The organism is Aquabacterium sp. (genome assembly GCF_041909175.1).
Taxonomy (GTDB): Bacteria; Pseudomonadota; Gammaproteobacteria; order Burkholderiales; family Burkholderiaceae_C; genus Aquabacterium.
On sequence record NZ_JAYRDZ010000004.1, the window covers coordinates 278136 to 304565 of the forward strand.

At 60.6% G+C, this 26430-nt stretch carries 24 protein-coding genes and 1 tRNA gene; 20 read left to right on the forward strand and 5 right to left on the reverse strand.

The window, feature by feature from the left end; translation table 11 throughout:
* The first annotated feature begins 11 nt into the window (after nt 1-11).
* From ispE to ACE3PH_RS08200, 6 genes are all read left to right on the forward strand, one after another.
* The gene (gene ispE / locus ACE3PH_RS08175) at nt 12-887 is read left to right on the forward strand and encodes a 4-(cytidine 5'-diphospho)-2-C-methyl-D-erythritol kinase (protein WP_374317724.1); all 876 of its coding nucleotides are present in this window, start codon (nt 12-14) and stop codon (nt 885-887) included.
* Nucleotides 888-1019: 132 nt separating this feature from the next.
* Nucleotides 1020-1096 (forward strand) — tRNA-Gln (locus tag ACE3PH_RS08180).
* 117 nt (nt 1097-1213) lie between these two features.
* Entirely contained in the window at nt 1214-2176 is a 963-nt protein-coding gene (locus tag ACE3PH_RS08185) for a ribose-phosphate pyrophosphokinase (protein ID WP_374317726.1), read from the forward strand.
* Nucleotides 2177-2260: 84 nt separating this feature from the next.
* Nucleotides 2261-2884: a 50S ribosomal protein L25/general stress protein Ctc gene (locus ACE3PH_RS08190; RefSeq protein WP_374317728.1), complete on the forward strand. Its 624-nt coding sequence runs from the start codon at nt 2261-2263 to the stop codon at nt 2882-2884.
* A gap of 99 nt (nt 2885-2983) precedes the next feature.
* The gene (gene pth / locus ACE3PH_RS08195) at nt 2984-3610 is read left to right on the forward strand and encodes an aminoacyl-tRNA hydrolase (RefSeq protein ID WP_374317730.1); all 627 of its coding nucleotides are present in this window, start codon (nt 2984-2986) and stop codon (nt 3608-3610) included.
* A 10-nt stretch (nt 3611-3620) separates the two neighbouring features.
* Nucleotides 3621-4049, forward strand: a complete 429-nt coding sequence (locus tag ACE3PH_RS08200) for a hypothetical protein (RefSeq protein ID WP_374317732.1) — start codon at nt 3621-3623, stop codon at nt 4047-4049.
* A gap of 24 nt (nt 4050-4073) precedes the next feature.
* On the opposite strand, the gene ACE3PH_RS08205 is transcribed toward ACE3PH_RS08200, so the two are convergent.
* The 3 genes from ACE3PH_RS08205 to rsmD are packed head-to-tail and all read right to left on the reverse strand — an operon-like array spanning nt 4074 to nt 5586.
* A complete protein-coding gene (locus ACE3PH_RS08205) occupies nt 4074-4346 on the reverse strand; it encodes a YfhL family 4Fe-4S dicluster ferredoxin (protein WP_374317734.1) in 273 nt (90 codons plus the stop codon).
* A gap of 8 nt (nt 4347-4354) precedes the next feature.
* The gene (gene coaD, locus ACE3PH_RS08210; protein ID WP_374317736.1) at nt 4355-4855 is read right to left on the reverse strand and encodes a pantetheine-phosphate adenylyltransferase; all 501 of its coding nucleotides are present in this window, start codon (nt 4853-4855) and stop codon (nt 4355-4357) included.
* Between the two features lie 59 nt (nt 4856-4914).
* Nucleotides 4915-5586 carry a 16S rRNA (guanine(966)-N(2))-methyltransferase RsmD gene (rsmD, locus tag ACE3PH_RS08215; RefSeq protein ID WP_374317738.1) on the reverse strand — a complete coding sequence of 224 codons (672 nt, stop codon included), beginning with the start codon at nt 5584-5586 and terminating at the stop codon, nt 4915-4917.
* Nucleotides 5587-5665: 79 nt separating this feature from the next.
* Between rsmD and ftsY the strand changes: the two genes are divergently transcribed.
* On the forward strand, nt 5666-6760 hold the full coding sequence (gene ftsY / locus ACE3PH_RS08220) for a signal recognition particle-docking protein FtsY (protein WP_374317740.1): 1095 nt from the start codon (nt 5666-5668) through the stop codon (nt 6758-6760).
* Here the strand turns inward: ftsY and ACE3PH_RS08225 are convergent, their stop codons facing one another.
* Entirely contained in the window at nt 6761-7573 is an 813-nt protein-coding gene (locus ACE3PH_RS08225) for a DUF2726 domain-containing protein (protein WP_374317742.1), read from the reverse strand.
* A gap of 192 nt (nt 7574-7765) precedes the next feature.
* Complete coding sequence (gene ffh, locus ACE3PH_RS08230) at nt 7766-9148, reverse strand: signal recognition particle protein (protein WP_374317744.1); 1383 nt, start codon at nt 9146-9148, stop codon at nt 7766-7768.
* 81 nt (nt 9149-9229) lie between these two features.
* On the opposite strand from ffh, the gene ACE3PH_RS08235 reads away from it, so the two are divergent.
* The 13 genes from ACE3PH_RS08235 to ACE3PH_RS08295 all read left to right on the forward strand — a co-directional run bounded on the left by ACE3PH_RS08235 (nt 9230) and on the right by ACE3PH_RS08295 (nt 26408).
* The gene (locus tag ACE3PH_RS08235) at nt 9230-10084 is read left to right on the forward strand and encodes an inner membrane protein YpjD (protein WP_374317746.1); all 855 of its coding nucleotides are present in this window, start codon (nt 9230-9232) and stop codon (nt 10082-10084) included.
* A gap of 18 nt (nt 10085-10102) precedes the next feature.
* Entirely contained in the window at nt 10103-10357 is a 255-nt protein-coding gene (locus ACE3PH_RS08240; RefSeq protein WP_374317748.1) for a PP0621 family protein, read from the forward strand.
* 20 nt (nt 10358-10377) lie between these two features.
* Nucleotides 10378-12213: a PAS domain-containing sensor histidine kinase gene (locus ACE3PH_RS08245; RefSeq protein WP_374317750.1), complete on the forward strand. Its 1836-nt coding sequence runs from the start codon at nt 10378-10380 to the stop codon at nt 12211-12213.
* A 4-nt stretch (nt 12214-12217) separates the two neighbouring features.
* Nucleotides 12218-13753, forward strand: a complete 1536-nt coding sequence (locus ACE3PH_RS08250) for a sigma-54-dependent transcriptional regulator (protein ID WP_374317752.1) — start codon at nt 12218-12220, stop codon at nt 13751-13753.
* A complete protein-coding gene (ampD, locus tag ACE3PH_RS08255; protein ID WP_374317754.1) occupies nt 13750-14331 on the forward strand; it encodes a 1,6-anhydro-N-acetylmuramyl-L-alanine amidase AmpD in 582 nt (193 codons plus the stop codon). Before ACE3PH_RS08250 ends, ampD begins: the two co-directional genes overlap by 4 nt.
* Before the next feature lie 240 nt (nt 14332-14571).
* Nucleotides 14572-17469 (forward strand): ribonucleoside-diphosphate reductase subunit alpha, encoded by a 2898-nt coding sequence (locus ACE3PH_RS08260; RefSeq protein ID WP_374317756.1) that lies wholly within the window; start codon nt 14572-14574, stop codon nt 17467-17469.
* A 196-nt stretch (nt 17470-17665) separates the two neighbouring features.
* A complete protein-coding gene (locus ACE3PH_RS08265) occupies nt 17666-18850 on the forward strand; it encodes a ribonucleotide-diphosphate reductase subunit beta (protein ID WP_374317758.1) in 1185 nt (394 codons plus the stop codon).
* Nucleotides 18851-19006: 156 nt separating this feature from the next.
* Nucleotides 19007-19519, forward strand: coding sequence for a histone (locus tag ACE3PH_RS08270; protein WP_374317760.1), 513 nt, complete (start codon nt 19007-19009; stop codon nt 19517-19519).
* Nucleotides 19520-19610: 91 nt separating this feature from the next.
* Nucleotides 19611-19961 carry a DUF167 domain-containing protein gene (locus ACE3PH_RS08275; protein ID WP_374317763.1) on the forward strand — a complete coding sequence of 117 codons (351 nt, stop codon included), beginning with the start codon at nt 19611-19613 and terminating at the stop codon, nt 19959-19961.
* An 87-nt stretch (nt 19962-20048) separates the two neighbouring features.
* Nucleotides 20049-21713, forward strand: coding sequence for an energy-dependent translational throttle protein EttA (gene ettA, locus ACE3PH_RS08280; protein WP_374317765.1), 1665 nt, complete (start codon nt 20049-20051; stop codon nt 21711-21713).
* Nucleotides 21714-21911: 198 nt separating this feature from the next.
* Entirely contained in the window at nt 21912-22937 is a 1026-nt protein-coding gene (locus ACE3PH_RS08285; protein ID WP_374317767.1) for a hypothetical protein, read from the forward strand.
* A 167-nt stretch (nt 22938-23104) separates the two neighbouring features.
* The gene (locus ACE3PH_RS08290) at nt 23105-24157 is read left to right on the forward strand and encodes a putative solute-binding protein (RefSeq protein ID WP_374317769.1); all 1053 of its coding nucleotides are present in this window, start codon (nt 23105-23107) and stop codon (nt 24155-24157) included.
* Nucleotides 24158-24254: 97 nt separating this feature from the next.
* Nucleotides 24255-26408 carry a TRAP transporter large permease subunit gene (locus tag ACE3PH_RS08295; RefSeq protein WP_374317772.1) on the forward strand — a complete coding sequence of 718 codons (2154 nt, stop codon included), beginning with the start codon at nt 24255-24257 and terminating at the stop codon, nt 26406-26408.
* Nucleotides 26409-26430 lie beyond the last annotated feature (22 nt).

Consider the following 26430-nt stretch of genomic DNA (forward strand, 5'->3'; position numbering starts at 1 on the left):
CCATCACCACCATGGCATCGCTTCATGACTTGCTGGCACCGGCCAAGCTGAATCTGTTTTTGCACGTTGTCGGACGTCGAGCCGACGGCTACCACCTGCTGCAGTCCGTGTTCGTGCTGATCGACTGGTCGGACACCCTGCACATCGACACGAGGGGCGATGGCCACATCCAACGCCACGACCTGGGTACCCTCCTGCCCGAAAACGACCTGTGCCTGAAAGCCGCCCACCTGCTTCAACAAGCCACCGGATGCCAACTGGGCGCCGACATCCACATTGACAAACATGTGCCCTGGGGCGCCGGCATGGGTGGAGGCAGCTCGGACGCAGCCACCGTGCTGCTGGCACTCAACCGCTTGTGGTCGTTGCATCTGAGCGTCGACCAACTGGCCACGCTGGCATTGCAACTGGGTGCCGATGTCCCCTTCTTCATCAGAGGACACAATGCCTGGGTTGAAGGTGTGGGCGACGTCATCCAGCCCATCTCGCTTCCTGACGACGTGCTGTCGAGCCAGATCGCAGTTCTCAAGCCACCTGTTGCAGTTCCCACACAAGCCATATTCGGCAGCCCGAATTTGAAAAGGGACTCAAAACCTGCTATAGTTGCAGACTTTCTTGCAGCGCCCAAGTGTTTCGGCCGCAATGACTTGCAAGGTCCTGCCCAGCAGTACAGCAGTCAAGTCAGCCAAGCACTTGAGATCATGCAGAACCGTTTCGGCAACAGCCGCATGACAGGTTCCGGCAGTGCTGTGTTTTCCTGGGTTGACCAGGCCAACGCACTACCAAAAACCTTCAGCGCAGTCGATCTGGAACTGAGTGATCCCACATGGGCCGGCCGCGCTTGTCGCGTCCTGGATCGTCATCCACTGCTTGATGCGTTGAGCTGAAGCACAAACGCAACAAGCAGCAAAAAACGAACAGGCACTTGCAGCAAACGCAAAAAGCTGGCTATAATGTGAGGCTTCTCGCATGAGAGACGATTACGCGGTCATCGCATGGCAACATGCGGTGTCCTGTGTAGGGGAGTCGCCAAGTTGGTTAAGGCATCGGATTTTGATTCCGACATACGAGGGTTCGAATCCTTCCTCCCCTGCCAAAAAATTTCATTCGCCGAACGCACACTGCCCGCCACCTCTGCCTGCTGCCACTGACACTGGAAGCGCCGATCAAGGGCAAGGCGATTGGGCAAGATGCAAAACTGCCATCTCCGCCCATGCTATCCGATACCGTACTGTTCACTGGCAATTCCAACCCAGCTCTGGCTCAGGAAATCGCATCGCACCTGGGCATCGAACTGGGCAAAGCCGCTGTTGGCCGCTTCTCTGACGGTGAAACCACTGTCGAGATCCAGCAAAACGTGCGGGGTCGCGAAGTCTTTGTGATCCAGTCGACCTGCGCACCGACCAACGACAACCTGATGGAACTGCTCATCATGGTTGACGCGCTCAAGCGTGCCTCGGCCCAGCGCATCACGGCCGTGATTCCCTACTTCGGCTATGCCCGTCAGGATCGCCGCCCGCGTTCCACCCGTGTGCCCATCTCGGCTCGCGTGGTCGCCAACATGCTGGAAGCTGTCGGTGTCAGCCGCGTCCTGACCATGGACCTGCACGCCGACCAGATCCAAGGCTTCTTCAACATCCCGGTCGACAACATCTACGCATCGCCGGTGCTGCTGTCCGACCTGCAAGCCAAGAAGTACTCGAACCTGGTGGTGGTGTCGCCCGACGTCGGTGGCGTGGTGCGCGCACGCGCGCTGGCCAAGCAACTGGGTTGCGATCTGGCCATCATCGACAAGCGTCGCCCGAAGGCCAACGTGTCCGAAGTGATGCACATCATTGGCGAAATCGAAGGCCGCAACTGCGTGATCATGGATGACATGATCGACACCGCCGGCACCCTGGTGAAGGCTGCCGAAGTGCTGAAGGACCGCAACGCCAAGAGTGTGTTTGCCTACTGTACGCACCCAGTTTTCTCCGGCCCGGCCATCGAGCGCATCAAAACTTCTCAACTTGACGAAGTGGTGATCTCCAACACGATCCCGCTGAACGATCAAGCCAAGGAATGCAAGAAGATCCGCCAACTGTCGGTGGCCTTCCTGTTTGCCGAGACCATCCGCCGCATCTCCGATGGCGACTCGGTCACTTCACTTTTCTCGGAACAGAACAACAACTTCTGATCCGATTTCCCTGACCCGGTCGTCACTGACCAGGTCGTTCACTCAGCGCCTGGTCGCGGGCGCTTTACCAACTTGGAGTCATCCATGAAATTCACCGCTTTCGAGCGCAATCTGCAGGGGACCGGAGCGAGCCGCCGCCTGCGCAATGCTGGCAAGACCCCTGGCATCGTGTACGGTGCCGGCAAGGACCCCAAAAACGTCGAACTGGACCACAACGCGCTGTACCACGCCATGCGCAAGGAAGCCTTCCACTCGTCCGTCCTCGAGATGGAACTGAATGGTCAGGTCGAAAAGGTCCTGCTGCGCGACTACCAGGTTCACCCCTTCAAGCGCATCGTGCTGCACGTCGACTTCCAACGCGTCGACTCCACCACCCGCATCCACAAGAAGGTGCCTCTGCACTTCGTGAACGAAGCCGAGTCGCCCGCAGTGAAGGTCGACAAGTGCCTCATCAACCACGTGACCACCGTGCTGGAAATCGAGTGCCTGGCTGAACAGCTGCCCGAATTCATCACCGTGGACCTGAGCCAGGCCGTCAAGGGCCAGACCTTCCACGTGGAAGACCTGAAGCTGGCTTCGCACATCAAGGTGCTGACCCACGGCCGCAAGAGCCCGACCATCGCTACCGTGGTCGAGCCGGTGGAAGAAATAATTGCCGCTCCCGTGGCAGCCGCCGAACCCGCCAAGGGCAAGGGCAAGAAGAAGTAATTCTTGCTGACGGCGCCATGATCACCATGGCATCGAGTCAAGCCCCGCTTTGGCGGGGCTTTTCTTTTGGCACCACCGATCTGCATAATCGGACCCAACATGATTCGCCTGTTTGTCGGCCTGGGTAACCCCGGCCCGGAATACGAAGACACACGGCACAACGCCGGCTTCTGGTACATCGACGAGCTCGCCCGCCGATTGGGTGTGCACCTGCAACCTGACCGCGCCTATCATGGCCTGGTCGCACGGGCCAATACACCGCAAGGGCCGGTGTGGCTGCTGCAGCCACAAACATTCATGAACCTGTCAGGCAAATCCATTGCAGCCCTGGCGCGGTTCTTCAAAATTGCGCCCGAGGAAATCCTGGTCGCCCACGACGAACTGGACTTGCTGCCCGGCCAGGTCAAGCTCAAGAAGGGTGGCGGCCACGCTGGTCACAACGGCTTGCGTGACACGCACGCGCAATTGGGCAGCCCGGACTACTGGCGACTGCGCCTCGGCATTGGTCACCCCGGCGTCAAGCACGAGGTTGCCGCCTATGTTCTGCGCAAACCGCCTCAAGCTGAACGGGAAGCCATCTTCAAGTGCATCGCCCAGTCACTCGATGCGACCGAGGCCATGCTCGCTGGCGACATGAGCAAAGCCACCACCGTCATCCACGCACAACCCCAACGCCCCAAGCCGGCCAAGCCATCCCCCCCCAAGGCAGACCCGGCATCCACCTGACCCTCATCCCATGCCACACACCGCACTTCGCCTTGCAGCCAGCAGTCTGACCGCCATCATCTTCATGACATGGGTGCCGCTCAGTCATGCAGCGGTGTTCAGATGCGAAGTGCCCGGCAGCAGCGGCACCCCTGTCGTGCAATACCAGGCATCCCCCTGCGATGGTGGTCATGCTGTCGAGGCAACAGACACACGCAGCGCCCACCAACTGGCGCAGGCACAAAGCACGGCGAAGTCCGACGCCAAGCTGGCGCGCAAACTTGAAAAAAGCCGGGAAGCTCAGGAAAAGAAAGCGGCCGGACAAACAGCTGTCGGCATCGATACCGTGCCCAAGCCTTTACAAGCCACCGTGTCGCCGGCGGGCAAAGCCGACAGACCACGCAAGGAAAAGCACTTTACAGCCGTCACGCCGAAGAAACACGACAACGACGCCCAGTAAGGGACTCAGCCGCGCGGGCGTGTGTCAGGCTGCCCGGTTTCGGGTCTGAGCCTGCTCCTGCAGGTGCAAGTATTTCTGCATCAATTGCTCCGGTGTCTCCGTGTGATCCGGGTCCACCGGAATGCACTCCACCGGGCAAACCTGCACGCACTGCGGCTCGTCAAAATGCCCCACACACTGGGTGCAACGGGCCGGGTCGATCACGTAGATGGTCTCGCCCATCGAAATGGCCTGGTTAGGGCACTCGGGCTCGCACACATCACAGTTGATGCACTCTTCGGTGATTTTCAGAGACATGCCCGCACTCACTTTCCCTGCGACACACGGGCACGCAAGCGTGCGAGCACCGTGGGTGCCACAAACTTCGAAACATCCCCGCCAAGCATGGCAATTTCTCTGACAAAAGTGCCGGAAACAAACTGATATTGATCGGACGGCGTCAGAAAGACCGTCTCGACATCCGGCATGAGCTGGCGATTCATGCCCGCCATCTGGAATTCATATTCAAAATCGCTCACCGCACGCAAGCCTCGAACGACTACCTTGCCGCCGTTCGACACCACGAAATCGCGCAACAGACCTTCGAAGGACACCACCTCGATGTTGCCGTGGGGGGCAGCCAACTCCTTGGCCATGTCAAGACGCTCTTCCAGACTGAACATGGTGCGTTTGTGATGCCCTGCAGCCACGGCCAGGATCAACTTGTCAAACAAGCGCGCTGCGCGCGCCATGAGATCGGCATGACCCAGGGTCATGGGGTCAAACGTGCCGGGGTAGACGGCTGTCAAAGGGGCAGAAGATGGCATCGAAGTCAACCAGATGAATGCGAGTGGCGCGACAGCGCAGATCGGTCACGGGCGAGAGTTTAGACGTCCTGCCCGACCCTGGATATGCCCGAGGCATCACCCACACGCTGAAACAGGTGATAGTGCACCGCCCCGGCCTTGCCTGAACGGTGCAGTCGCAGCCCCTGGACTTGTGGTGTACCCACCGCATCCGTGTATCCGTGAGGTGCCTCCAGGTAGACCCAACCGCCCTCGGGAACGCATGCGGCCGCCGCCAACAGGGCTGACTCAAACAGGTCATCATCGAATGGTGGGTCAAGAAATACCAGGTCAAACGCCCCTGCCCCGGCATGCTGGCGCATCCAGCTGATCGCGTCAGCCTGCTGGATCTGCACCTGATCCGCCTGCAGGCGCGCCTTGATTGCCTGCAAGGCCCTCACCAGTTGGGGCTCCCGCTCGATGAGGCGCACTGACTCGGCCCCTCGGGAGGCAGCTTCCAACCCCAGGGCACCACTCCCGGCAAAGGCGTCCAGAACGCGCCAGCCCCCCATGTCCTGGCCCAGCCAGTTGAACAAGGTCTCGCGCACCCGCGAGGGCGTCGGGCGCAAACCGGCCACCACAGGCACAGGCAGCGGTGTGCGCTTCCACCGACCTCCAATCAGGCGCACCTCCTGAGCAGAATGGGTGGCTGCCTTTTGGGCAGCCTTCAGGGCCGGAGCAGGTTGTCGAGGTGGGCGCGCAGCAGATTTCATCGAAAACAGCCCCTCAATGATGGGCTAAATGGATCTTGAACAATGCCCGATTGTAGAAAGCCCCACCTACAATTCGTGCATGTTCAGTTTCATCAAGAAAAAGCTGGGGTTCGGCAGCGCCGACCACTCGACCGAGCCGCAAGAGGCCGCGCCGGTTGCGCCTGCACTGCAGGAGCCCGCGCCAGCGGCTCCCAATGTGCCGCCCGCGCTCACGCCTTCAGCCACGTCGTCGGAACCCTCCATCGACAAGCCGGCTGTGGAGCGGCGCAACTGGCTGGACCGCTTGCGCCATGGCCTACGCAAGACCGGCTCCAGCATTGCGCAGGTGTTCACCGGCACGCAGATCGATGACGCCCTTTACGAAGAACTGGAAGCGGCACTGCTGATGGCCGATGCCGGTGTCGCAGCCACGAGCTTCCTGCTGGAGGATCTGAAGCAACGCGTCAAGGACAGCAAAGCCACCGACCCTGCTCAGGTGAAAAATCTGCTGGCAGACGGCATCACCGAATTGCTGGCCCCGCTTGAAAAGGCGTTGGTCGTTGGCGAACACACACCCACGGTCATCATGGTCGCGGGCGTCAATGGTGCCGGCAAGACCACATCGATCGGCAAGCTCACCCGCCACCTCAGCGGCGCACACCAGAAGGTACTGCTGGCCGCAGCGGACACCTTCCGTGCCGCTGCACGTGAACAGTTGCTGGTCTGGGCTGACCGCAACCACGTCGACATCGTGAGCCAGGAAGGTGGTGACCCCGCTGCCGTCACCTTCGACGCCGTTCAGGCAGGCAAGGCACGAGGCTGCGATGTGGTGATAGCCGATACCGCAGGTCGTCTCGCGACCCAACTGCACCTGATGGACGAACTCCGCAAGGTCAAGCGCGTGATCGGCAAGGCCATGGACGGTGCGCCGCATGAGGTGCTGCTGGTCGTCGATGGCAACACGGGGCAGAACGCGCTGGCCCAGGTCAAGGCCTTTGACGAAGCCATTGGACTGACTGGTCTGATCGTCACCAAGCTCGACGGCACCGCCAAGGGTGGCGTGCTGGCCGCCATCGCGCTGTGGTCAAAAGAGCACCAGCGCGGCGTACCCGTCTATTTCATTGGCGTGGGCGAAAAGCTGGAAGACCTGCAGACCTTCAACGCCAAGGAATTTGCACAGGCCCTGCTGGCCTGATCAGCGATGGGTTGCCGTGTCCAGTGGCACGGGACCCGAATCCAACTCATCAAACCAGGTTGATGAGGGCGGATCGCGCCGATCACCGCTGCGACCACGGGGCTCATCGTCTTCGTCGTCGAAATCATCATCGACGTCGAAGTCCACGCCCTTGCCTGGCCCATTGAGGCCTTGAAGCGAATTACCAGCCTGCAAGGCCGCCACGATGGCTGCCGCCTCTGCACTCAAGCGGGTTCGGGCACCAGAGCTCGCTGTTTTCTTGTTCTGGAAGGCAAAGGCCGACCCCAGAACGGACTCACGTGCGACCGTGGCACCAGGGATGGCCCCCTCCAGCCAGACATGCACCGGGATGCCTGCCGAGTTGAGCACCTTGTCCATGCGACTGTGGCGCTTTTGGGTGCGCTCCTTTTCCTGGCTCACAGGCTGACGCACCTCGATGACCGCCACAACCTGAGAGGTGGCGTCACACACCACCAGATCGGCACACAGCGCGCCAACACGGCCCAGCCACTCGGTATATGAATTACGGGTAGGCACCTTGAGGAACCGTGACAGGGGAACCTGCGCCAGAATCATGTGGTCAGGCAACGCCTTGCGCAGGGTGTGATAGGCCTCGCGCTCGGAGCGGGTCAATATACGTGTCGCGGAAGGCGTCCAGCCCACAACGGTATCCACCGCCTCACCGCCACGCCGACTGCGCCCCTGCTCCTTGCGAGCCGCCTGTCGCTTCATGCGGATGGCAACCACGGCTGCGCCGACCAAGGCCGCCCCGACACCTGTCAAGGCCACTGGCAACAATGCATTGAGTTCCATAATCAAATCCGCCTTTGAAGCTAGAAAACATCCTTCTGTGGGATATTTTGATCAACATCGGCTGGAAATTGCGCCAGATCAACCCATGCCTTGCAAACTGATACAACGCTCACAAGGACCGACGCCCTGCCCGGCAATATAGTGTGACGGATTTGGCGATTTTGCAAATGCCGCAGAATTAAATGAAGTGCGTCAACGCCCCATACCCGGGAAGCCGCCTTTCATGCCGCCCATGCGTTTCATCATCTTGAAGAGGCCTCCCCCCTTCATTTTCTTCATCATGGTCTGCATTTGCTCGAACTGATTGAGCAAGCGGTTGACATCCTGAATTTGCACGCCCGCACCGGTCGCAATGCGCCGCTTGCGGCTGGCCTTGGTCTTGCCGTCCATCAGCAAGGCCGGCTGGCGACGCTCCTTGGCCGACATGGCATTGATGATGCCCTCCATGCGGCGCATGTCCCGCTCGGCCTTGTCCATATCGGCCTGGCCGGCTTTGGAGGCAATCTCGGTCGGCAACTTGTCGATCAGGCTGGACAAGCCGCCCATTTTCTTCATCTGGCTGATCTGCGCCAGGAAGTCGTTGAAGTCAAAATCGACCCCGGACTTGACCTTCTCGGCCAGCTTCTGGGCCGCCGCCATGTCGACGCCCTTGGTGACCTCTTCCACCAGGGCCACGATATCGCCCATGCCGAGCACACGTCCGGCATGCCGGTCGGCGTCAAAGACCTCCAGACCGTCAATCTTTTCGGAAACACCGGCGAACTTGATCGGCACCCCGGTGATCTGACGCACGGACAAGGCCGCACCACCACGTGAATCGCCATCCAGCTTGGTCAGCACGATGCCGGTGAGCGGCAAGGCGTCCTTGAAGGCCTTGGCCGTGTTGATGGCGTCCTGCCCCTGCATGGCATCGACCACGAACAGGGTTTCGACCGGGTCGAGTAGCGCATGCAGCTCCTTGATTTCCGCCATCAAGGCTTCATCAATAGCCAGACGACCCGCCGTATCGAACAGCAGCACATCGATGTAGTGCTTGCGCGCATAGTCGATGGCGGCCAGCGCGATGTCACGCGGCTTTTGATCAGGGGTGGAAGGGAACCACTCTGCACCGGCCTGGGCTGTGACGGTTTTCAGCTGCTCGATGGCCGCAGGGCGGTAGACGTCTGCCGAGACAGTCAACACCTTCTTCTTGCGTTTTTCGATCAGATGCTTGGCCAGCTTGGCGGTCGTGGTCGTTTTACCTGCGCCCTGCAAACCGGCCATCAGGATGATGGCGGGAGGCTGCACCGACAGATTGATGTCGGCCACCCCCTCACCCATGGTCGCTGCCAGTTCCTTCTGAACAATGCTGACCAGCACCTGCCCGGGTGTCAGCGAGGCAATCACTTCCTGCCCCAGTGCCTTCTCCTTGACGCGCGCGATGAAGTCGCGCACGACTGGCAAGGCAACGTCGGCTTCCAGCAAGGCCATGCGCACTTCGCGCAGCATGTCCTGGACGTTGGATTCGGTGATGCGCGACTGACCGCGCATGGTCTTGACCAGCTGGCTCAGACGTTCAGTAAGGTTGGATGCCATGAAAGTGAAATTGCGTGTTGATTCGGTAGCGTACCGAAGGTTGCCCCGCGAAAGTAGGCGCGGCGACCTTAAACTGTTCGGATGATTTTATCGTCCGTCTCTTTGACTGTCGTGCCCAGCGCGCTGGCTGTGCTGGCCTACGGCCTGTCCAGCTCACTTCCATCAGGCCGTGACCCTGAGCAACGCGCACCTGAAGACCGTGCTGTGTGGGCTGCGCTGGCGGCTGGCTGGCTGGCGCATGCCATCTCGATTGCCTTCGACACATTGCAGTGGCAGGGCTCCGGCATGGTAGCCCGTTTTGGCTTTGCGCCAGCATTGTCGGTAACGACCTGGCTGGTGCTGGCAGTCTACGCAGCAGAAAGCCACCGCCTCGGTTTGCCGACCATGCGCAAGTGGCTGGCTGTCGCAGCAGCACTGGCCGTGGCGCTGGCCTGGATCTTCCCTGGCCAGGCCCACACAGGCAGCAGCCTTTCATCATGGGCCCCGGTGCACTGGATAACGGGTTTTGCAGCCTATGGGCTGGTAGGCGCGGCGCTGATGCACGCGGCCGTCCTGCGCCACGCAGAAAAACAACTGCGGGCCAAACCGGCAGCCGGGAAGGCGGGGCCCAAAGCAGCCCCGAAGGTCTTGGGCATGCCGCTGCTCAGACTAGAGTCGCTCACCTTCCGCTTCGTCGGCGCCGGCTTCATCATGTTGACGCTGACGCTGCTACTCGGGTTTTGGTTCACAACGCCCTGGCACTGGACCCACAAATCGGTTTTTTCAGTGATGTCCTGGCTGGTCTTTGCCGTGTTGCTGGCAGGCCGTTGGCGCTTCGGCTGGCGTGGTCGCCAGGCCGTGCGGTGGCTGTATGCCGGTTCGCTGCTGCTGTTGTTGGCCTATGTCGGCTCCAGGTTTGTGCTGGAAGTGATCCTTCACAGAAGCACTGAGGTTTGAACCGAGCGCACCTGCACCATGTTCAAGTACATCATCCTGGCTCTGGTGATCTTGTGGCTGCTGAAAGCCCGTCCGTGGGCGCCGCGGTCGCCCCAAGATGCCCAACAAGCCAAGCCGGCGGCCGACAAGCATCCATCGCCACAGAGCATGGTGGTGTGTGCCCACTGCGGCGTACACATTCCGCAAAATGAAGCGCAGCTTGATGCAACGCGGCAGCCTGCCTTGTTCTATTGCTCCGAGGCACACCAGCTGGCTGGCCCTGCCCGCCCGTGAAGCCCTGGAGCCACGCGACCATGCCTGCGCCCCATCTGGACAAAGACACGTCCTGGTTTGGCCCACTGGACGGCCCGACCACCCTGGCAGCCGATATGCTGGCTGGAGAAGGCACCCAACCTGCACCACTGGATGAAGCCTCCGGCTCATCGGGACGGTTCCCGCCCGCCAACCGAGCGGCCGACAAGCGCAATCGGGCCCCCACCTTCTTTCGCATCTACCGGGCCTTCCTGACCGCACGCACAGGTCTGGCGTTCATCCTGGTCTGTCTGCTCGGCGCTGCCTGGGTAGTGAAATCCCGTCCGTCCATCGGCCTGATGGCCATCACAGCGGTCTACTTTGTCAGCACACTGCTGTGGTCGCTGTGGCCCAGTCAACGCCACCCGAGGCAGGGCAACCAGCGCAACCTCAGCAAACGGCAAGCCCTGGCGACGATCGGGGTCGATCTGGCTGCCTTTGCTGGCCTGCATTTCCTTTCAGACAACGCCTTCAATTCACAGGCTTTGCTGGCATTGCCGGTGTTGATGGCGGCCATTCTGATGCCGCGCATCATGGCACTGGCCACAGCCGCCGTGGCCACATTGAACCTGCTCGCCGTGGCGGCCCTGCAAGCAGATGCCCCCGGTGAAATGACCACGCTGCTGACGCAAGCAGGCTTGACCGGCTTCGGGCTGTTTGCCGTGGCCGTCGTCGCCAGCGAGCTGGCCAGCAGATTGGCACGTGAAGAGCGCAGTGCCCGCGGCAGCATGGAGCTGGCTCGACAGCAAGCGCAACTCAACAAGCTGGTGATCGAGGAGATGGCCGAAGGGGTGATGGTGGTAGACCGGCTGGGACGGGTCCGCACCGCCAACCCCGCTGCGCGGCGCCTGCTGACGCCACATGGGCAGACCCCGCCACCGCCTTTCCAGCTGCGCGGCATACCCGCCTGGTTCAACCTCGTTCAGGCAGTTGAACAGGCCTTTGAACACCCCACCCAGTCCGACCAAAGGCAAGAAATCACCTTGCGGTTTGATGACCAGTCCCAGCGTGCACTCAACCTGCGGGTGCGCTTCACACGTGGCCGCAAAACGCAGGTTCTAGAGGACGTTTGCCTGATCTTCCTGGAAGACGCCAGACAGGTTCAGGCACGCCAGAGACAAGACAAACTGGCCGCGATGGGGCGCATGTCGGCAGGCATCGCACACGAAATCCGCAACCCCTTGGCGGCCATCGCCCAAGCCAATGCGCTCATGGGAGAGGATGCCACCACCCCCACCCAGCGCCGGCTGTCGCAAATGGTCGGCGACAACGTCAACCGCCTCAAGCGCATCATCGACGACATCCTGGCAGTCGCCCCTGGCGCCCGGCCGCCGGCACCCATCATTGACCTGATCGACCAACTGGCGCTCATCGTTCAAGATTGGCGTCAGACGCACAGCTTGCCCGATGGCCCGGACAGCCGACTGCGGGTTGACATCGCAGGACTGCCCCGCCCAACGGCCAAGGCGCGATTCGAGCCTGATCACCTGAGGCGCATCCTGATCAACCTGCTGGACAACGCCAACCGCCATTGCGCCGGCCAGACCGGCAGCGTCGAACTGAGACTGCGGCACCAACCACATGCGGGCACAGCCGGCATGATCGTGCTGTCGGTTCTCAATGATGGCGACATGATTCCTCCAGATACAGAACGGGCGCTGTTTGAGCCCTTCTTCTCCACGCGGAGTCGTGGCACCGGGCTCGGCCTGTATATTTGCCGGGAGTTGTGCGAGCGGCATGGTGCCAGCATTGATTACAGGCAGCACCCGGGCCCGGATCGCCACCACAACGAGTTTTTCATGGTGATCCCTGCTGTCACCGAGACCGTCAACACCTGATTGAATGACTCAGCCCAACAGACACCAGTTGCTGGTCGTGGATGACGAGCCCGACCTGCGAACACTCTACGAACTGACCTTGCTGCGCGAGGGCTATGACGTGGAGACGGCCGAATCGGTCGGCGACGCCTGGTCCAAGTTGCAGGACCGCCGATTTGACGTGGTCATCACCGACATGCGCCTGCCTGATGGCACAGGCCTGGAACTGCTCAAGCGGCTCGAAGCAGAGCACCGGGCAGAGCAGGCCATCGTGATCACGGCATACGGGTCGGCAGAGAACGCGGTCGAAGCACTCAAGGCAGGCGCATACGACTACCTGACCAAACCTGTGGATCTGCGGCAATTCCGCTCGGCGGTCTCGTCTGCGGCGAGCCAGGCCAGGCCCGTTCAACTGGCCTCGGAGCTGCCACAACCCAAAGCCCCCACCAAGGCGACAAGACAGGACCGTACGGCATCGACTTCCGCACTGGCGCGCATGGCAGGCCAGGCGCCCGCCATGCAGCACGTTCGCTCGCTCATCGACAAAGTAGCCCGCAGCATGGCGCCGGTTCTGGTTTCGGGCGAGTCCGGCACAGGCAAGGAGTTGGTGGCCCGATCCATTCATGAAGCCAGCAGTCGCGCATCTGGCGCCTTCATCGCCGTCAACTGTGGGGCGATTCCGGAGCACCTCCTTGAAGCGGAATTCTTCGGGTATCGCAAAGGTGCGTTCACAGGCGCCACGGAAGACCGCGAGGGTTTCTTTCAGGCGGCCCACGGCGGCACTCTGTTTCTCGATGAAATCGGTGATCTGCCACTGTCCATGCAATCGAAGCTCTTGCGCGTGATTCAGGAGCGTGCGGTTCGACCTATCGGCGCGATCAACGAGGCAGCGGTGGATGTTCGCATCCTCAGTGCCACCCACAAAAACCTCAGTTCGGAGGTGGCGGCAGGTCGGTTCCGTCAAGATCTGTTCTATCGACTCAATGTGATTCGGATCGAGCTGCCTGCGCTGAGAGATCGCAGAGAAGATCTGCCAGATCTGGTCCAGCGCATTCTGACCCGCATTGCTTCAGAGTCGCATCTGCACACGGTTCCTCAAGTGAGTCCGGCCGCACTGACGAGACTCCTGAGCCACGACTTCCCTGGCAACGTGCGGGAGCTCGAGAACATCCTGCACCGCGCAGTGACCCTCAGCGGCCACGAGACCATCGAGGCAGAAGATCTGTCTCTGGATGGCTGCCCGAAAGCGGTCGGCACGGCGCGCGTGTCCGCCACTCCCGCCATTGAACCGGTGGTCGAGGCGCCTGCGATGCCCGCTCAGGCTAGCCCGCAAGACAGCACCACCTTACCCTGCGACCTCGTGGCCCACCTGGATCAGGTCGAGCGCGAAATACTCGTGCAGGCACTTGAAAAGCACAAGCTCAATCGGACCGCGGCAGGGGCCAGCCTCAACCTGTCCTTGCGCCAGATGCGCTACCGCATGGCACGACTGGGCATCCACATCACCGACCAGGGCCTCTTCCTTGGTGAGCGGTTCGACCCCGATGCGGACGCAGAATGACCCCCTCTGCGCTGAATGAACCTTGGACTGGTGGCTGGTGCCCCTGGGCCAGGCGGGTGGACTCCCCCAACTTCGGCCCCAGGCCGCCGCACTCGGCCGTGACCCTGGTTGTGGTGCACTCGATCAGCCTGCCGCCCGGCATTTATGGCGGAGATGAAATCGAGCGACTCTTCACCAACCGGCTTGATTGGGATGCCCACCCCTACTTCCAGCAGATTCGGGGCGCCGAGGTTTCTGCTCATTTTGTCATCCGGCGCGACGGCGAACTGATTCAGTTCGTGTCAGCCCATGACCGTGCCTGGCATGCAGGACGTTCGTCATGGCAGGGACGCGACAACTGCAACGATTACAGCATTGGCATCGAGTTGGAAGGGCTGGAGCATCAGCCCTTTGAGCCCGCACAATACGAAACGCTGTCTCGGCTGATTCATGCGGCTCGCCAGCACTACCCGATCCAGCAGGTGGCCGGCCACGAGCATGTGGCCCCTGGCCGCAAGCAGGACCCAGGGTGCGCCTTTGAGTGGGCGCGTTTGCAACAGCTGCTTGGCTGGCCTGCAGACTGTTTCCCACCTCGCTGACAGCCCGCCTTAGAGGCCTCGACCTGCCCGTACCCGCACGCCGAACCCGGCACTTTCCCTGATTTTTTCCAGAGCTTGACGCACCCGCTGGATTTCGCGTTATAGTGGCACCCGAACGCTACAGGTAGTGCTTAAAACACAAGCAGACACCAGATATAGCGTCCTCAGTTAACAGTGCACAGCACCAGACAAAGGCCTTGTCCGCTCTTGCGGCGAGGCCTTGATCCTGAAGGGACCCACATGCAAACGACCTCGTCCAGCGCCACGCCTTCCCCCGCCAACGTCCAGTCCGCCACCAGCGGCGACGCCACCCCAGCTTCCCGACAGTCGGCCTATGCCGGCTACCAGATCATCCGACGCAACGGCGCTGTCGTTTCCTTTGAACCCAGCAAGATCGCCGTGGCCCTCATGAAGGCCTTTCTGGCGGTTCACGGCACCCAAGGCGCGGCATCTGCCAGCGTGCGCGAAACGGTCGACACCCTGACTGAAACCGTCGTGCGTGCCCTGATGCGCTCGCGTCCGGGTGGCGGCACCTTCCACATCGAAGACGTGCAGGACCAGGTCGAACTTGGCCTGATGCGCGGCGGTCACCATGAGATTGCCCGCGCCTACGTGCTGTATCGCGAGCGCCGCGCTCAAGAGCGATCCAAGCAAGTGGCCGAACAACAAGCCGCTGTCCTGCCCTCGCTGCATGTGATCGACAACGGTCAGCGCGTGCCGCTGGACCTGCCCCGCCTGCAAGCCCTGATCGAAGAATCCTGCGCGGGCCTCGGCGATGACGTCAAGGCAGCGCCGATTCTGGCCGAGACACAGCGCAACCTGTACGACGGAGTGTCCATCGACGAGGTCTACAAGGCAGCCATCCTGGCCGCGCGGACCCGCATCGAACACGATCCGGCCTACACCCGTGCAACTGCCCGCCTGCTGCTGCACACGATCCGCCGCGAAATCCTGGGCGAAGAAGTCACGCATGCCGAAATGGCCACGCGTTACGCAGACTACTTCCCCGGCTTTATCAAGAAGGGCATTGAAGCCGAACTGCTGGACGACAAGCTGGCCCAGTTCGATCTGGCCCGCCTGGGTGCTGCGCTGAACTATGAGCGTGACCAGAAGTTCGACTACCTGGGCCTGCAAACCCTGTACGACCGCTACTTCCTGCACACCGGTGGCAAGCGCATCGAAATGCCCCAGGCTTTCTTCATGCGTGTGGCCATGGGTCTGGCTCTGAACGAAATCGACCGCGAAGCCCGCGCCATCGAGTTCTATGAACTGCTGTCCTCGTTCGACTTCATGTCGTCGACCCCGACGCTGTTCAACTCCGGCACCCGTCGCTCGCAATTGTCGTCGTGCTATCTGACCACCGTCCCCGACGACCTTGATGGCATCTATGAAGCCATCAAGGAAAACGCCCTGCTGTCCAAGTTCGCAGGCGGCCTGGGCAACGACTGGACCCCGGTGCGCGCCCTGGGCTCGCATATCAAGGGCACCAACGGCAAGTCGCAAGGCGTCGTCCCCTTCCTGAAGGTCGTCAACGACACCGCCGTGGCGGTGAACCAGGGCGGCAAGCGCAAGGGTGCTGTGTGCGCCTACCTAGAATCGTGGCACCTGGACGTTGAAGAATTCCTGGAACTGCGCAAGAACACCGGTGATGACCGTCGTCGTACCCACGACATGAACACGGCCAACTGGATCCCCGACCTGTTCATGAAGCGCGTGATGGAAGGTGGCGACTGGACCCTGTTCTCGCCTTCGGCCTGCCCTGACCTGCACGACAAGTTCGGCAAGGCTTTTGAAGAAGCCTACACTGCCTACGAAGCCAAGGCCGACCGTGGAGAAATCAAGCCCTTCAAGCGCATCAAGGCAGTCGACCTGTGGCGCAAGATGCTGTCGATGCTGTTCGAAACCGGCCACCCCTGGATCACCTTCAAGGATCCTTGCAACGTGCGCTCGCCCCAGCAACACGTTGGCGTGGTCCACTCTTCGAACCTGTGCACCGAGATCACACTCAACACCAATGGTGGCGAGATTGCCGTGTGCAACCTGGGCTCGGTCAACCTGTCGCAACATCTCAAGGATGGCGGCATCGACCACGACAAGCTGCGCAAGACGGTTCGCACCGCCATGCGCATGCTCGACAACGTGATCGACATCAACTACTACGCTGTCAAGAAAGCGCGTGACTCGAACCTGCGTCACCGTCCGGTGGGCATGGGCATCATGGCCTTCCAGGATGCGCTGTACCAATTGCGTCTGCCCTACGCCAGCCAGGCCGCCATCGAATTCGCTGACCGCTCGATGGAAGCCCTGTGCTACTACGCCTACTGGGCCTCGACCGAACTGGCTGAAGAGCGTGGTCGTTACTCGAGCTTCCGTGGCTCGCTGTGGGACCGTGGTGTTCTGCCGCTCGACTCGCTGAAACTGCTGCTGGAGCAACGTGGCGGCTATGTCGAAGTTGACACTTCGGTGACCATGGACTGGGATGCCCTGCGCGGCCGCATCGGACAGTACGGCATGCGCAACTCCAACTGCGTGGCCATTGCACCAACTGCCACCATCTCGAACATCATCGGTGTCGATGCATCAATCGAGCCCTGCTTCGGCAACCTGTCCGTCAAGTCGAACCTCTCCGGCGAATTCACCGTGGTCAACGAGTACCTGGTGCGTGACCTGAAGAAGCTCGGCATGTGGGACGACGTGATGGTCATGGACCTCAAGCACTTCGATGGCTCGCTGCGTCGCATCGACCGCGTGCCTGAAGAGCTGAAGAACCTGTATGCCACGGCCTTCGAAGTGGAGCCCGTGTGGCTGGTTGAAGCGGCAGCACGTCGACAAAAGTGGATCGACCAGGCTCAGTCGCTCAACATCTACATGGCTGGTGCTTCGGGCAAGAAGCTGGACGAGACCTACAAGCTCGCATGGCTGCGTGGTCTGAAGACCACCTACTACCTCCGCACCGTGGGCGCCACCCATGCAGAGAAGTCCACCGTGTCCCGCGGTCAACTCAACTCTGTGCCGACCAGCGGCGGTGTGAGCAGTGAAGCTGCTGCGCCTGTTGCCAGCACAGCACCTGCTGCCGAGCCCGCTACCGACATCAAGTTCTGCTCGATCGACAACCCCGATTGCGAGGCCTGCCAATAAGCCAGGCTTGAGCAAGCAGACTTGACTCCATCGCAAACAAGGCCTCAGCACAAACACCTGCGCTCGAGGCCTTGTTTGTCTTCAAACCGGCTGCACTTCGATGCACGCCCGCAACAACCGCGGGCTCTTCATGTCAAGAAGTGCTTGGTGTTTTTAACAACACCCTTCCATAATCCAAATTCATAGGATGTTCACCATGTTGGTCTGGGAAGACGACGCACCTCAATCGAATTCGATGTCGACCAGTTCTGTGCCCACTTCGCCCGCCGAAGCATCACAGAACCCGATCGCGTCTCCGCTGCAAACTGCAGCGGCGGTGGCTCCCACCGCGCAACAATCGACCTCTGCTGCCAGTGCATCGGCACGCCGCGTCAACGTGGCCGACAAGCGCATCATCAATGGCCAGACCGATGTGAACCAGCTGGTCCCCTTCAAGTACAAGTGGGCCTGGGAAAAGTATCTGGCTACCTGCGCCAACCACTGGATGCCGCAAGAGGTCAACATGTCTCGCGACATTGCACTGTGGAAGGACCCCAATGGTCTGACCGAAGACGAGCGTCGCATCGTCAAGCGCAATCTCGGCTTCTTTGTCACGGCTGACTCGCTCGCTGCCAACAACATCACGCTGGGCACCTACCGCCACATCACAGCGCCGGAGTGCCGCCAGTTCCTGCTGCGCCAGGCCTTTGAAGAAGCCATCCACACGCATGCCTATCAGTACATCGTGGAGTCGCTCGGGCTGGACGAAGGCGAGATCTTCAACGCCTATCACGAAGTGCAGGCCATCCGTGCCAAGGACGAGTTCCTGATCCCGTTCATCGACGCGATCATGGACCCCAACTTCAAGACGGGCACCCACGAAGCTGATCAGACCTTGCTGAAGTCGATCATTGTCTTCGCCTGCCTGATGGAAGGTCTGTTCTTCTATGTCGGCTTCACGCAGATCCTCGCACTGGGCCGCCAGAACAAGATGACCGGTGCCGCCGAGCAGTATCAGTACATCCTCCGCGACGAGTCGATGCACTGCAACTTCGGCATCGATCTGATCAACCAGTTGAAGCTGGAGAACCCGCACCTCTGGACACCGGAATTCAAGGCCGAGATCAAGGATCTGTTCCAGAAAGCTGTCGAACTCGAATACCGCTATGCCGAAGACACCATGCCACGTGGCGTGCTGGGTCTGAACGCATCCATGTTCAAGGGCTATCTGCGCTACATCGCCAACCGCCGCGCGATGCAGATCGGCCTGGAAGAACTCTTCCCCAATGAAGAGAACCCCTTCCCATGGATGAGCGAAATGATCGACCTCAAGAAGGAACGCAACTTCTTCGAGACCCGCGTCATCGAATACCAGTCGGGTGGAGCCCTGTCCTGGGATTGACCCAGGCCTGCAGCCCACAGCACGCAACCAGACATGCCTACCCGACCCACCCCATTCACGACACCGCGCTCAGATCCTAGGGGGCGTTGGGTGGTGAATCTCTGCACCGCATGCAGTGGTGCAGTGCTCTTTGCAACTTGATCAAGGAGATAACGTATGGCAACTGCGAAGAAAGTGGCAGCGAAGAAAGCTGCTCCGGCCAAGAAAGCCGCTGTGAAGAAGGCTGCTGCGCCTGCCAAGAAGGCAGCTGCTCCCGCCAAGAAGGTCGCCGTGAAGAAGGTGGCCGCTCCTGCCAAGAAGGCTGCTGCGCCCGCCAAGAAGGCTGCCGCTCCTGCCAAGAAGGCTGCTGCGCCCGCCAAGAAGGCTGCTGCTCCTGCCAAGAAGGCTGCTGCTCCTGCCAAGAAGGCCGCTGCACCCGCCAAGAAGGCTGCAGCTCCTGTCAAGAAGGCTGCCGCTCCTGCCAAGAAGGCTGCTGCCGTGAAGAAGGCTGCCCCGGCCAAGAAGGCTGCTCCGGCTGCCAAGAAGCCGGCCGCCAAGAAGGCTGCTGCGAAGAAGCCCGCTTCCAAGCCTGCCCCTGCGGCGAAGAAGCCTGCCCCGGCCAAGCCTGCCGCCAAGACCACGCTCAGCCCTCAAGCTGCCTGGCCTTTCCCGACTGGCAACAAGCCCTGATCGGCACCCCAACGGGTAAACGATCCCAGCGCAACACAGCGCTGTTTTCAAGCCCGGCCTCGGCCGGGCTTTTCCATTTCTGACCCCCGTCATGACCCCGCGCAGCCTTTCAACGCCAACCTCTACCAACTGGCCCTGCTTGCGACTGGATGGCAAAGCACCCAACCACCATGTGGTGATCGACGTCTCTGTATCCCCCAACGCGAAGAAGACCGAGATCACCGGATGGCACGACGGTGCGCTGCGCGTGCGCCTGGCGGCTCCCCCCGTAGACGGCGCTGCAAACGATGCACTGAGACGCTGGCTCGCCAAAGAGCTGGCCCTTCCCCAAGCTCGCGTCACCCTGATCCGAGGCGCCAGCAGTCGGCGCAAGCAGCTGACACTGGAAACATCGATGAATCAGGTCGATGACTGGCTGAAAACGTTCGAAGTTCTACGTTGAATCGTCAGGTTGTCACCGAACTGCACCCAGCTTGCCTTAAGCTACAGCCTTTGACGAAAGATTGAATCTCGCCTTGCGAGCGACCGAATGGCACAGTACGTTTACACCATGAACCGCGTCGGGAAGATCGTTCCCCCGAAGCGGCAGATCCTCAAAGACATCACCCTGAGCTTCTTCCCGGGCGCCAAGATTGGCGTGTTGGGCGTCAACGGCTCGGGCAAATCCACCTTCCTGAAGATCATGGCCGGGGTGGACAAGGACATCGAGGGCGAAGCCGTCCCGATGCCTGGCATCAAGATTGGCTACCTGCCCCAGGAGCCCCAACTCAACCCCGAGCAGACCGTTCGTGAGGCCGTTGAAGAAGGCATTGGTGGCGTGCTGGCTGCCAAGAAGCGCCTGGATGAGGTCTACGCGCTGTACGCCGAACCTGACGCAGACTTCGACGCCCTGGCCGCAGAACAAGGTGAGCTGGAAGCCATCATTGCAGCAGCGGGCTCGGAAAACACCGACCTGCAACTCGAACTGGCTGCTGACGCCCTGCGTCTGCCCGCCTGGGATGCCGTGATCGGCAACCTGTCCGGGGGCGAAAAGCGTCGTGTGGCCCTGTGCCGCCTGCTGCTGTCCAAGCCCGACATGCTGCTGCTCGACGAACCGACCAACCACTTGGACGCTGAATCCGTCGATTGGCTCGAACAGTTCCTGAGCCGCTTCTCCGGCACCGTGGTGGCCATCACCCACGATCGCTACTTCCTGGACAATGCTGCCGAGTGGATCCTTGAACTCGACCGCGGCCAAGGCATCCCCTACAAGGGCAACTATTCCGACTGGCTGGACGCCAAGGAAAAGCGCCTGGAGCAGGAACAAAAGACCGAAGACGCTCGCGCCAAAGCCCTGAAGCAGGAGCTGGAGTGGGTGCGCAAGAATGCCAAGGGGCGCCAAGCCAAATCCAAGGCTCGTCTGGCGCGCTTCGAAGAGCTGAGCGACGTCGAATACCAGAAGCGCAATGAAACGAATGAAATCTTCATTCCCGTGGCCGAGCGTCTGGGCAATGAAGTCATCGAGTTCAAGAACGTCACCAAGTCGTTTGGCGATCGTTGCCTGATCGACAACCTGAGCTTCAAGGTCCCCCCAGGCGCCATCGTCGGCATCATCGGCCCGAACGGTGCCGGCAAGTCGACTCTGTTCCGCATGATCCAGGGCGTTGAAACCCCGGACAGCGGCGAAGTCTCCATCGGCAAGACGGCTCAACTGGCCTTTGTCGATCAGAGCCGCGAAGGTCTGGCCGCCGACAAGACCGTGTGGGAAGACGTTTCGGGCGGCCTCGACAACATCGTCGTGGGCAAGTTCGTGATGCCTTCGCGTGCCTACATCGGCCGCTTCAACTTCAAGGGCAACGACCAGCAAAAGCTGGTGGGCAACTTGTCTGGTGGTGAACGTGGTCGCCTGCACTTGGCCAAGACGCTGGCACAGGGTGGCAACGTGCTGATGCTCGACGAACCCTCCAACGACCTGGACGTCGAAACCCTGCGCGCGCTGGAAGACGCCCTGCTGGAGTTCGCCGGCAGCGCCATGATCATCTCCCACGATCGCTGGTTCCTCGACCGCATCTGTACCCACATCCTGGCCTGCGAAGGTGATTCGCAATGGTTCTTCTTTGACGGCAACTATCAGGAATACGAAGCCGACAAGAAGAAGCGCCTGGGTGAAGAAGGTGCCCGTCCGAAGCGCGTGCGTTTCAAACCGATTCGCTGATTCGGTCAACCCCACCAAAACCCTGAGCCCGCCTTGTGCGGGCTCACTTGTTTGAGGGGGCCAATCAAGGGTTTATCCAGAGGGGAGGATCCCGGTTTCGAGGTCATCCAAACAAGCGTTTCACCTAGAATTTTGTGAACTAATTGGCAGCCGTTAAACAGTAACGGCACGTCGTTCACCTAGCTGGAGCGCTCCTGCATGTTTCCCCGTGTCACCCGCATTCTTTCGGCCGCCGCCCTCGTCGCCTCGACCTTGACCCTGGGCGGCTGCGCCGTGATGGAGTCGGCCACCAGCGGCATCACCCTCAACATCCTCGAAGACGGCTTCACACCCCCTGTGCTGCAGATGGGGGATGTCGACATGGTCTGCCAGTTTGCGGTGGTCAACACCCCGCTGGTGGGCGCAGCCCGCAACTTCTATGGTGACCCGGCACTGATGGAAACCATCCTGCTGCACTCGTCCAGCGTGTGCTCCGACAGCAAGATGGTCGCTGAAGAGATGCGCTACATGCGGGCCGCCCGCGACAAGCGTGCCGATGAAGCCCAGGATGCGCGCATCAACCAGAAGCGGCTGATGGCCGAGGCTGCGGGCCGCCAATATGCAGCCTTCACCCGCATGAAGACCAAGCTGGAGCAAAAGTACTTCTTCAAGTACGGCAGCACCTGCCCGAAGTTCAAGCGTGACTTCGACGAACTGGTCTACCTGCTGGGCAGCGTGGCGGGCCTCCAGGCCATCCAGAACGACATGGGTGCGCAGCAGACTGTGGGCGTGCCCACCGACATCGCACCGCAAGCCGAGTTCGCCATGACCTGCCTGAACAATGCCAAGTGGTGGGGCGTGCCGTCGGCCACACAAGCCGTGGTCTGGAGCATCATCCCTGGCGGTGATGCCGGCAAGGATGTCAAAGGCACTTTCGATGCGGCCATGACCGTGGGCGAAGCCACAGGCGTACGACTGCCACACGTGATGGCTGCAATTGCAGCTCAGTCCCGTGACGATGTGGCCACGACCCGCGCGGTGCTCAAGCGCTTTGCATCGATCGACAACTTCAAACCGAATCAGCAATACCGTTTGCTCGATGCGATTGCCGAAGTGCAAATGACCAACATTTCAGATCGTCTGTGGACACAGAACACAGGCAGCCGCACCCCCATCAACAGCCTTGGCAAATTCTGGGACGACAAGGCTGGCGGCAGCATCGATGCCAGCAGCTTCCTGAACTGATGCGCTAGGGAAAGTCCTTCCCCACACCTGCGGGGAAGGCCCATTCAGTGCGTCACCCCGCGTGGCTATAGTCGGCCACAAACAATTTGCACACACATGTAATCAGATTTGGAAAGCCGTTTTGCTGGCCGACCAGCCCCGGATTCCTTGATTGACTGGAGCCCCTCATGCCCACCCCGATGTCACTGCGTCAAATCACCCTGGCTACCACCCTGGCCGTCCTGTCGATCACGTCGGCTCAGGCCTCGCAGAAGATCTGCGTCTATGACCTGCTCGGTACCTCCGGCGATCTCTTCAACATGGCCAAGGACTACGCCATTGCGGCGCAGAAGCACAATGTATCGATCGAGCTCAAGGGCTACTCCGACGAGCGTGTGGCCACAGAAGACTTCCGCACCGGCCAATGCGATGGGGTGATCGCCACGGCCTTCCGCACCCGCCAGTTCAACCAAGTTGCCGGGGCCATCGACTCACTGGGCTCCACCACCATCATCAAGGACGGCAAGATCGACATGCCGGCCAGCTACGAGGTGGTACGCCGCATCGTTCAGACCTTCTCCGATGCGAAGGCCGCCAAGCTGATGGTCGATGGCAACTATGAAATCGGCGGCATCATCCCGCTTGGCGCAGCCTACCCGGTGGTCAATGATCGCAAGCTGAACTCGGTTGAAGCCCTCGCTGGCAAGCGCATCGCCTCTTTCGATTACGACAAGGCCCAAGCGGTGATGATCCAGAAGATCGGGGCCCAGCCCATCTCGGCTGACATCATGAATTTCGCCTCCAAGTTCAACAACGGCTCGGTCGACTTCATCGGCGCACCGTCCCTGGCCTACAAGCCGCTGGAGTTGAACAAGGGCATTGGCAAGAAAGGCGGCATCGTGCGCTTCCCCTTGATGATCCTCACCTATCAGGTGGTGCTCAACAAGGCCAAGTTCCCCGATGGCTTCGGTGATCAGTCGCGCGACTACTGGCTGACCCAGTTCGATCGGGCCATGCAACTGGTCAAGCAATCGGACACCAGCATCCCGCCGGCCACCTGGATCGACCTCAGCACAGACAACGCCTACAAGTACACCCTGATGCTGCGTGAGTCACGCATCGACATCGCCCAAAAGGGCCTGTACGACAAGCGCGGACTGAAGGTCATCAAGCGCATCCGCTGCAGCGTCAACGGCAGTGATCCGGAATGCGCCACCAAGTCGGAAGAAGACTGGAAGTGAGCTCAGGGCATACCGCCCTGTAAACGGATCCCAAAGGGGGCCTGACGCCCCCTTTTTCTCATCAGCGTCCCCCGGACTGCCTAAACAAGAAGTATCCATGTACACGCCATCTTCCCGTCAGCTCCTGGGCCGCACCATGCTGGAGTGGTTTTCCAGTCTGCCCGTCTTTGCCATGCTGCTGCTGACACTCATCATCGGCACCGGCGAGATGGTGCACGGCCAGTTGCTCAAGCTGGGTGAATCCATGTTCGGCGACCCAGCCCAGCAGGTGCAGTACTTCATGCTGCGTGCCGAGCCAACAAAGCCGGACTGCAACCCCAACCCCAACATCGACGAGGAGTTGAAAAAGCAAGCGGCTGTCAAATCCGGAGGGGGTGATGACATCGATGATCTCTTCGGTGGCAGCAGCAGTGCAGCGCAGGACCCTGCGACTGCGCGCCGTGCACTGGAGCAATCCATTGGCATTTGCCGTGCCAAGCATGATCTGTACAAGCGCATCAGCGCCCACCAGACCACACAGGTCAAGATCTACCGCACGATTGAAACCAGTTTCTTCGGTCTGTTCCAGATCGGCACCGACAACCGCCCACTGATTCTGCTGCTGATGGTAGCCATTGCCGCCATCACCACCACGCTGGGCTTTCACCACATCGGCATCCGCCCGGGCCGCTATACCCGCGACTTCATGTTGCAGTCGATCAGCCAGGCCATCGCATCGGCCATGCTGCTGTTTTCCAGCGTCAGCTACTACCAGATCCTGCAAAAGTCTGGCGTGCCGGTTGAGCACCCTCTCCTGCACTATGTGTGGATCAGTCTGTTCGTGGTGCTGCTGGCCATCAACCTCAAGCGCGTGGTAAAGCCCGTCAAGGCTGATGCGGGTCAGGGCACATGGGGTTCGGCAGTGCTGGCCGTCCCCCTCTATGCCCAAATGGCGATCATTGCCGGAAGCTACTTCCTGATCCACGGACACAGTGCCGGCCTGGCGATCTACATCAACCAGTTGATGGAGTTGCCCAACATCTTCCTGAACCTGGGGCTGTTCATCTGGGCGGGCATGCTGCTCAAGCAAAGCCGCATCGTCGACCTGTTCATGGACCTGCTGCGCCCGTGGCGACTGTCACCGCAGATGCTCACGTACATCATCCTGCTGGCCGCAGCCGTCCCAACCGCTTACACCGGTGCATCTGGCATTTTCGTGATCGCCGCTGGCGGCATCATTTATCACGAGGTGCGCGCTTCCGGTGGCACACGCCAGTTCGCACTGGCTGCCACAGCCATGTCGGGCTCGCTCGGCGTGGTGCTGCGCCCTTGTCTGCTGGTGGTACTGATCGCTGCACTCAACAAGCAGGTCACCACCAATGGTCTGTACCACTGGGGCTTTTATGTGTTCCTGCTGACATCGACCTTGTTTTTCCTGGCTTCACAAATGTTGCGTACGCAGCGAGCCAACATCGAGTCGTTCAGCGTGGCCATCCCGGGCACCCTGCGCGCCCTGGCTCCTACTCTGCCCTACATTGGTGTGGTGGTGGCCGTGATCGCGCTGTATGAGTTCGCGCTCGACACCAAGCTCAATGAAATCACTGCGCCAACCATCATGCCGGTGATGCTGCTGATCATCCTCATCTTCGACAAGATGCTCAACAAGGGCAAGGCTGAACTCACGCCGGACTACGCCAGCCACCGCCAGGACGGCGTGGAAAAATCGATCCGTTTCGCCACCAACGAGACCATCGGACACATCGGCGCATTGCTCAGCCTGATGACACTGTCGCTGGCCATGGGTGGGGTGATCGAGCGCTCGGAGATCATGGCGTTCTTCCCGAAAGTGTTCGAGAGCCACTGGACAGCGATGGCCTTCCTGGTGGTGACCAAGGTGATCCTGGGCATGATCATGGATCCCTTTGGCGCTGTGGTGCTGGTGTCGGGCACCCTGGCTCCGATCGCTTATGCCAACAACATTGATCCGATTCATTTCTGGATGATGGTGCTGGTCGCCTTCGAGTTGGGGTATCTCCTGCCACCGGTCGCACTGAACCAGTTGCTGACCCGTCAGGTCATCGGCGAAGACGAGATCGACGAAGCCGATGCAGAAGTGCGTCACGCCAGCTTCTACTACCGTTATGAGCGCTGGATCCTGCCCCTGGTCGTCATGACGATCGGCCTGTCCATCGTGGCGTTCGGGCCGCTGGCCGTACATGACTTCCCGCAACTGGACTTTCTGCGGAGCTGGTTCCCACATCCAGCCGAATAAGCTGGGCGAATGCCCCTTTAAA

Excerpts from the sequence above, each read along its gene's own strand:
- ispE (WP_374317724.1), top strand. The coding sequence starts at position 12 with ATGGCATCGCTTCATGACTTGCTGGCACCGGCCAAGCTGAATCTGTTT.
- ACE3PH_RS08185 (WP_374317726.1), top strand. The coding sequence starts at position 1,214 with ATGCTATCCGATACCGTACTGTTCACTGGCAATTCCAACCCAGCTCTG.
- ACE3PH_RS08190 (WP_374317728.1), top strand. The coding sequence starts at position 2,261 with ATGAAATTCACCGCTTTCGAGCGCAATCTGCAGGGGACCGGAGCGAGC.
- pth (WP_374317730.1), top strand. The coding sequence starts at position 2,984 with ATGATTCGCCTGTTTGTCGGCCTGGGTAACCCCGGCCCGGAATACGAA.
- ACE3PH_RS08200 (WP_374317732.1), top strand. The coding sequence starts at position 3,621 with ATGCCACACACCGCACTTCGCCTTGCAGCCAGCAGTCTGACCGCCATC.
- ACE3PH_RS08205 (WP_374317734.1), bottom strand. The coding sequence starts at position 4,346 with ATGTCTCTGAAAATCACCGAAGAGTGCATCAACTGTGATGTGTGCGAG.
- coaD (WP_374317736.1), bottom strand. The coding sequence starts at position 4,855 with ATGCCATCTTCTGCCCCTTTGACAGCCGTCTACCCCGGCACGTTTGAC.
- rsmD (WP_374317738.1), bottom strand. The coding sequence starts at position 5,586 with ATGAAATCTGCTGCGCGCCCACCTCGACAACCTGCTCCGGCCCTGAAG.
- ftsY (WP_374317740.1), top strand. The coding sequence starts at position 5,666 with ATGTTCAGTTTCATCAAGAAAAAGCTGGGGTTCGGCAGCGCCGACCAC.
- ACE3PH_RS08225 (WP_374317742.1), bottom strand. The coding sequence starts at position 7,573 with ATGGAACTCAATGCATTGTTGCCAGTGGCCTTGACAGGTGTCGGGGCG.
- ffh (WP_374317744.1), bottom strand. The coding sequence starts at position 9,148 with ATGGCATCCAACCTTACTGAACGTCTGAGCCAGCTGGTCAAGACCATG.
- ACE3PH_RS08235 (WP_374317746.1), top strand. The coding sequence starts at position 9,230 with ATGATTTTATCGTCCGTCTCTTTGACTGTCGTGCCCAGCGCGCTGGCT.
- ACE3PH_RS08240 (WP_374317748.1), top strand. The coding sequence starts at position 10,103 with ATGTTCAAGTACATCATCCTGGCTCTGGTGATCTTGTGGCTGCTGAAA.
- ACE3PH_RS08245 (WP_374317750.1), top strand. The coding sequence starts at position 10,378 with ATGCCTGCGCCCCATCTGGACAAAGACACGTCCTGGTTTGGCCCACTG.
- ACE3PH_RS08250 (WP_374317752.1), top strand. The coding sequence starts at position 12,218 with ATGACTCAGCCCAACAGACACCAGTTGCTGGTCGTGGATGACGAGCCC.
- ampD (WP_374317754.1), top strand. The coding sequence starts at position 13,750 with ATGACCCCCTCTGCGCTGAATGAACCTTGGACTGGTGGCTGGTGCCCC.
- ACE3PH_RS08260 (WP_374317756.1), top strand. The coding sequence starts at position 14,572 with ATGCAAACGACCTCGTCCAGCGCCACGCCTTCCCCCGCCAACGTCCAG.
- ACE3PH_RS08265 (WP_374317758.1), top strand. The coding sequence starts at position 17,666 with ATGTTGGTCTGGGAAGACGACGCACCTCAATCGAATTCGATGTCGACC.
- ACE3PH_RS08270 (WP_374317760.1), top strand. The coding sequence starts at position 19,007 with ATGGCAACTGCGAAGAAAGTGGCAGCGAAGAAAGCTGCTCCGGCCAAG.
- ACE3PH_RS08275 (WP_374317763.1), top strand. The coding sequence starts at position 19,611 with ATGACCCCGCGCAGCCTTTCAACGCCAACCTCTACCAACTGGCCCTGC.
- ettA (WP_374317765.1), top strand. The coding sequence starts at position 20,049 with ATGGCACAGTACGTTTACACCATGAACCGCGTCGGGAAGATCGTTCCC.
- ACE3PH_RS08285 (WP_374317767.1), top strand. The coding sequence starts at position 21,912 with ATGTTTCCCCGTGTCACCCGCATTCTTTCGGCCGCCGCCCTCGTCGCC.
- ACE3PH_RS08290 (WP_374317769.1), top strand. The coding sequence starts at position 23,105 with ATGCCCACCCCGATGTCACTGCGTCAAATCACCCTGGCTACCACCCTG.
- ACE3PH_RS08295 (WP_374317772.1), top strand. The coding sequence starts at position 24,255 with ATGTACACGCCATCTTCCCGTCAGCTCCTGGGCCGCACCATGCTGGAG.